Origin of the sequence: Streptococcus sp. 1621 (assembly GCF_013276615.1) — a bacterium.
Classification (GTDB): Bacteria; Bacillota; Bacilli; order Lactobacillales; family Streptococcaceae; genus Streptococcus.
On sequence record NZ_VMLJ01000052.1, the window covers coordinates 1 to 4,413 of the forward strand.

Genomic DNA, 4,413 nt, shown 5'->3' on the forward strand with positions numbered 1-4,413 from the left:
AACTCTTACTATTATACAGTCTTTTTAAACTTTGTCAACACCTTTTTTAAACTTTTTTTTATTTTTTTCAATTCTTTTCAAGTACCGTTTTTCAAATTAATAGTAAAAAGAGCCAGAATTATACTGACTCTTCTATTGATTATTAAACTTAGAAGCACGTTCTTCTCCCCACCAATAAGGGATTAGTTCTGCTACTTTCACCGTCTTTCTTGTACCATAGTCCATCATGAATTCTGCATCTTTATTTTCAGCGTTCAACTCCAAGAGGAATTCTCTACAAGCACCGCAAGCCATGGCTGAACTTCCACCATAAGGTGGTTTATCTCGAAAAGCTAATACTTTTTTAACCTTAGTTTGTCCTGAAAATTGGTACATATTGAAGAGAGCCGCCCGCTCTGCACAGAGATGGAAAACACCACAGGTTCCCTCCATACAGAATCCTGTAAATACTTGTCCATCTTCTGCTTCTACTGCAGCTACAACATGATTAGCATAAACAAAGTCTGATACGTCATGTGGATTGTATAGTGTCTGTGCTTCTTCGTACATCTTTTCCCAGATGTCCATTGTTGCATCCTTCTTATTTAGAGATTTCTTTTAGCATATTTTCGATATGCTGAATTGATTTTTCACGTCCAAGCAAGAAAATTGTATCTGGTAATTCTGGTCCATGCATTTCACCTGAAACTGCGATACGAATTGGCATGAAAAGATTTTTCCCTTTAATACCTGTTTCTTTTTGGACTGCTTTAATTTGTGGGAAGATATTTTCTGTCACAAATTCATCGTCTGTCATCGCTTCAAGTTTTGCTTTGAAGGCTTCAAGAACTGTTGGGACTGTTTCCCCCGCCATGACTTCGCACTCTGCTTCTGTCAATTCTGGGAAATCTGAGAAGAAGAGATCTGTCAATGGAATAATTTCATCAACTGATTTCATTTGTGGTTTATAGAGCTCAACTAATTTTTCAGCCTTGTCAGTCAATCGACCTGCTTCTTCTAGGAATGGTTTTGCCATTTCAAAGATAGTTTCTAGGTCTGCATTCTTGATATAATCATTGCTCATCCAGTCTAGTTTTTTCTGGTCAAAGGCTGCTGGAGACTTGCTGAGGCGGTTTTCATCGAAAAGTTTAATGAGTTCCTCACGAGAGAAAATCTCATCTTCTCCACCTGGGTTCCAACCAAGAAGAGCAATAAAGTTAAAAACTGCTTCTGGTAAATAACCTTTTTTACGGTAGTCTTCGATAAACTGAAGAGTATTAGTATCACGTTTAGATAACTTCTTACCAGTTTCAGAATTGATAATCAAGGTCATGTGACCGAACTCTGGAGCTTCCCAACCAAGGGCTTCATAAACCATGAGCTGTTTTGGTGTGTTGGCAATGTGGTCGTCTCCACGGATAACATGGGAGATTTGCATATCATGGTCATCGATGACAACGGCAAAGTTGTAAGTTGGGTAACCGTCTTTCTTTTGGATAACCCAGTCACCACCAATATTGCCACCTTCAAATTCAATATCGCCTTTAACCATATCATGCCACTTGTAGATACCTGACTCATTGACAGCCAAACGAACCGTTGGGATGATTCCTGCTGCTTCACGTTCTGAGATGTAAGTCGCTTTTTCCTCTTCACTCATGCCAAGGTATTCATTTACGTAGCGAGGTGTTTCACCAGCTGCTTCTTGGCGTTCGCGTTCAGCCGCTAATTCTTCTTCTGTAACATAAGATTTGTAAGCTTTTCCTTCAGCTAATAGTTGGTCAATGTATTTTTGATACAAGTCCAAACGCTCAGACTGACGGTAGTTTTCATGTGTTTCTGGACTTTCATCCCAATCCATGCCCAACCAACGAAGGTTTTCAAGCTGTGAACGTTCACCATCTTCGACATGACGTTTACGGTCAGTATCTTCGATACGGATAATAAAAGTTCCACCATGATGACGGGCGTAAAGATAGTTGAACAATGCTGTACGAGCATTTCCGATGTGTAGTAGTCCTGTTGGACTTGGTGCGTAACGTACGCGGATATCTTTTGACATAGTTTCTCCTATAAAGTCTCTAGGCGTCTGCCTTTTTGCTCTCTATATTATATCACAAGTCTTGGCTGAGTCCAATTTCTATGGATAAAGAGAGTAAAAAGAGTGGGCAAGCCACTCTTTTCTTCTATTATAGACGTGCGTTAAGTTCTTTGCTCAATTCTTCAAATCCTGGTTTTCCAAGAAGGGCAAACATGTTACGTTTGTAAGCTTCAACACCTGGTTGGTCAAATGGGTTGATAGCATTCAAGTAACCTGAAAGAGCGATAGCCAATTCGAAGAAGTAGATAGTGTAACCAAGAGTGAAAGCGTCTTGCTCTGGAAGAGTCACATACATGTTTGGTACATCACCATCTGTGTGGGCAAGAAGAACACCATCAGTCGCTTTTTTGTTTACAAAGTCAACGTCTTTTCCTTGAAGGTAACCAAGTCCGTCAAGGTCTTCTTCCAAGCTAGGGATAATCACGTTTTTACGAGGTTTGTCAACACGGACAACTGTTTCAAACATGATACGAGTTCCTTCTTGGATAAATTGACCAAGTGAGTGCAAGTCAGTTGAGAAGTTGGCTGAAGTTGGGTAGATACCTTTTTGGTCTTTTCCTTCTGATTCACCAGCCAATTGTTTCCACCATTCTGAGAAGTATTGAAGTGATGGCTCGTAGTTTACCAAGATCTCAGTTGCATAGCCTTTACGGTAAAGGATGTTACGAACTGCTGCGTATTGGTAAGCTTCGTTTTCAGAGATTTTGTCTGAAGTGTAGTCTTTGCGAGCTGCATTCGCACCTTCCATAAGGGCTTTGATGTCAGCTCCTGATGCAGCGATTGGAAGCAAACCAACTGCTGTCAATACTGAGAAGCGTCCACCGATGTCATCTGGAACAACAAATGTTTCCCAGCCGTTAGCATCTGCTTCAACCTTAACAGCACCTTTTTGGCGGTCAGTTGTTGCATAGATACGTTTGTTGGCTTCTTCTTGACCGTATTTCTTAACCAAGAGTTCTTTGAAAACACGGAAAGCGATAGCTGGTTCAGTTGTTGTACCTGATTTAGAAATCACGTTTACTGAGAAGTCTTTGTCTGCAACATACTCTACCAAGTCAGCAAGGTAAGTAGATGAGATTGAGTTTCCAGCGTAAAGGATTTGTGGAGCTTTACGTTCTTCTTTTGTTTGCAAGTTAGCAAAATGGTGGTTCAAGAAGTCGATTGCTGCTTTGGCACCAAGGTAAGATCCACCGATACCGATTACAACCAAGACATCGCTGTCTGATTTGATTTGCTCAGCAGCTTTCAAGATACGGTCAAATTCTTCACGGTCGTAGTTTTCAGGAAGATCCAACCATCCCAAGAAGTCGCTACCAGCACCAGTTCCTTTACGGATCAATTCATCTGCTGCTGTTACTTGTGATTGCATGTATTCCACTTCATGTGGTGCAACAAATTTGTCTAAGACTTTTGAATAATCAAATTTAATATGTGACATGTTATTCCTCCAATATTTCTTCTTTTCTATCATAACGCTTACCTTCGTTTTTTTCAAGTTTTTTATCGAATTTCTCCAATTTTTATCAGAATTCAAACGTTTGCGTAAAATCCCACATTCCAAAAATTTTGAAAAAATAAAAGAAAGAACGACTAGATGTTCCAGTCGTTACAGTTCATTCAATAAATACTCAAATAATTCTAAATTGCCATCTTCTTCATTAACCAGAAACTCTGGATGCCACTGTAAACCGATAATGCGGTGCTCGTCGATAGACTCAATCGCTTCAATAGTTTGGTCTCTTGGATCAATAGCAGTTACACGGAAATTAGGTGCCAAATCTTTAATGCTTTGACGATGGACGGAGTTGACCTGACTTTCTTTCCCAAATAGCTTAGCCACCACGCTTCCTTCTACTGTCTCAATAGAGTGAGATGTTCCGAAAGGTAGCCCTTGCCAGTGACCTTCGATTTCTTGATTGAGGGTTCCACCAAAGGCAACATTGACAAGTTGAACACCGCGACAGATTGCCATAATTGGTTTATTCTGACGAAGCGCTTCTTTCAAGAGGGCCAATTCAAATTCATCACGCACTAGATTGTAATCATCGCTCTCGATGGTCTTTTTCTCTCCATAAAACTGAGGGTGGACATTTTGACCGCCTGTCAAAATGAGTTTGTCAATCATTTCCACATAATCGCGTACAACTGACTCATCACCAACAGGAATGACTAAAGGGAGACCACCGACTTGACGAATGCTCTCTGCGAATCTACAAGATACAGATGAATGAATGTTTTTGCCTTCTGCGTCTACGGGACATAGATTTGCAGCAACTCCTACAACCGTTCTAGCCATGATGTCTCTCCTTTCGAATATTAATACTCTTCGAAAA

The 4,413-nt window shown here is 40.4% G+C and carries 4 protein-coding genes; all 4 read right to left on the minus strand.

Features of this window, described 5'->3' with window-relative positions; all coding sequences use genetic code 11:
- Positions 1-132: 132 nt before the first annotated feature.
- Positions 133-567, minus strand: coding sequence for a cytidine deaminase (locus tag HT697_RS09785; protein WP_173214527.1), 435 nt, complete (start codon positions 565-567; stop codon positions 133-135).
- Between the two features lie 13 nt (positions 568-580).
- Complete coding sequence (gene gltX / locus HT697_RS09790) at positions 581-2,041, minus strand: glutamate--tRNA ligase (protein ID WP_173214525.1); 1,461 nt, start codon at positions 2,039-2,041, stop codon at positions 581-583.
- A 127-nt stretch (positions 2,042-2,168) separates the two neighbouring features.
- Positions 2,169-3,518, minus strand: a complete 1,350-nt coding sequence (locus tag HT697_RS09795) for a glucose-6-phosphate isomerase (protein ID WP_000018268.1) — start codon at positions 3,516-3,518, stop codon at positions 2,169-2,171.
- Positions 3,519-3,686: 168 nt separating this feature from the next.
- On the minus strand, positions 3,687-4,376 hold the full coding sequence (locus tag HT697_RS09800) for a gamma-glutamyl-gamma-aminobutyrate hydrolase family protein (RefSeq protein ID WP_000124770.1): 690 nt from the start codon (positions 4,374-4,376) through the stop codon (positions 3,687-3,689).
- Positions 4,377-4,413 lie beyond the last annotated feature (37 nt).

Excerpts from the sequence above, each read along its gene's own strand:
- HT697_RS09785 (WP_173214527.1), bottom strand. The coding sequence starts at position 567 with ATGGACATCTGGGAAAAGATGTACGAAGAAGCACAGACACTATACAAT.
- gltX (WP_173214525.1), bottom strand. The coding sequence starts at position 2,041 with ATGTCAAAAGATATCCGCGTACGTTACGCACCAAGTCCAACAGGACTA.
- HT697_RS09795 (WP_000018268.1), bottom strand. The coding sequence starts at position 3,518 with ATGTCACATATTAAATTTGATTATTCAAAAGTCTTAGACAAATTTGTT.
- HT697_RS09800 (WP_000124770.1), bottom strand. The coding sequence starts at position 4,376 with ATGGCTAGAACGGTTGTAGGAGTTGCTGCAAATCTATGTCCCGTAGAC.